General features: G+C 38.5%; 1 protein-coding gene. It reads left to right on the top strand.

Going from position 1 to position 1,231, the window contains the following annotated elements; all coding sequences use genetic code 11:
* A partial coding sequence (gene thiH / locus ACOVQ4_RS04780) for a 2-iminoacetate synthase ThiH (RefSeq protein WP_421819513.1) occupies positions 1–806 on the top strand: 806 nt, incomplete at its 5' end.
* Between the last annotated feature and the right edge of the window lie 425 nt (positions 807–1,231).

Raw genomic sequence — 1,231 nt, 5'->3', positions numbered from 1 at the left:
AAACGCTCACCGAAGAAGAGATTTTACAGGAAGTAGCCGTGCTCAAACGCATGGGTTATGAGCATGTGCTTTTGGTAACTGGTGAGGCTAATCAGACAGTTGGTGTGCCGTATTTGCAAAAGGTAATTCGATTGATAAAGCCTTATTTTTCTCAAATATCCATCGAAATACAGCCCCTCGACCAAGACGAATATGAAATTTTGGTCGCTGAAGGTGTACATGCAGTTTTGGTTTATCAAGAAACCTATCATGAGGAGGATTACAAAAAACATCATCCCAAAGGTAAAAAGTCGAATTTTCAGTACAGAATCCAAACCCCTGACAGATTAGGTAAAGCAGGGATTCACAAAATGGGTCTGGGAGTACTCATAGGCTTGGAAGATTGGCGGGTTGACTGCTTTTTCACAGCCTTGCATCTTCGATATTTAGAAAAGCGCTATTGGCAAAGTACCTATTCCATCTCTTTTCCTAGGCTTCGACCATTTTCAGGCGGTTTAGAACCCAAAGTCGAAATGTCGGATAGAGAGTTAGTCCAACTAATTTGCGCTTATCGAATATTTGATGAAGAAGTAGAATTATCTATTTCTACCCGAGAAAATGAGATTTTTAGAGACAATATTATCAAACTCGGTATTACGTCGATGAGTGCTGGTTCAAAAACCAATCCGGGTGGCTATGTCGTCGAACCAGAATCTTTGGAACAATTTGAAATCAGCGATGAACGTTCGCCGCAAGCTATTGCTTCGGTGATTCAGGCACAAGGCTATGAACCTGTTTGGAAAAATTGGGACAGGCTTTTGCAATAAGAATAATGTTGAATTGTGAGTTGTGAATTGCGAATTTGAACAACGAACCATTTATTAATCAAAATTTTACATTCACAATTAGGGCTTTACGAAAGATATTATTTTATTCAAAAGCGTTCTAATCATTAGCAACCCTTGCGGTAGCCCAACTCAACATGGCAACCGCAAGGGTTGCCGCTACTGGAATTTTATTCTGAAGATAAGATAAATCTTTCGTACAGGTCTAATTCATAATTCAGCATTAATACTTAAATTTAGGTTATATGCCTAGGCAACAGGCACTAGGCAAAGAGTTTTAACATGTTTTTTAGTAACTACAGATATGTTGTTGCCGAAAGCCCATTGCTGAAAGTCGAAAGCCCAAAAATTGAATTTTATTTTGCCCACTAACTTACTTATCATTCATCAAAACCAAAAAAGCTTAA

This window comes from Flectobacillus sp. (assembly GCF_049240685.1).
Classification (GTDB): Bacteria; Bacteroidota; Bacteroidia; order Cytophagales; family Spirosomataceae; genus Flectobacillus.
Note: the sequence above shows the minus strand (reverse complement) of the source record. Positions and strands in the feature narration are given on the sequence as shown.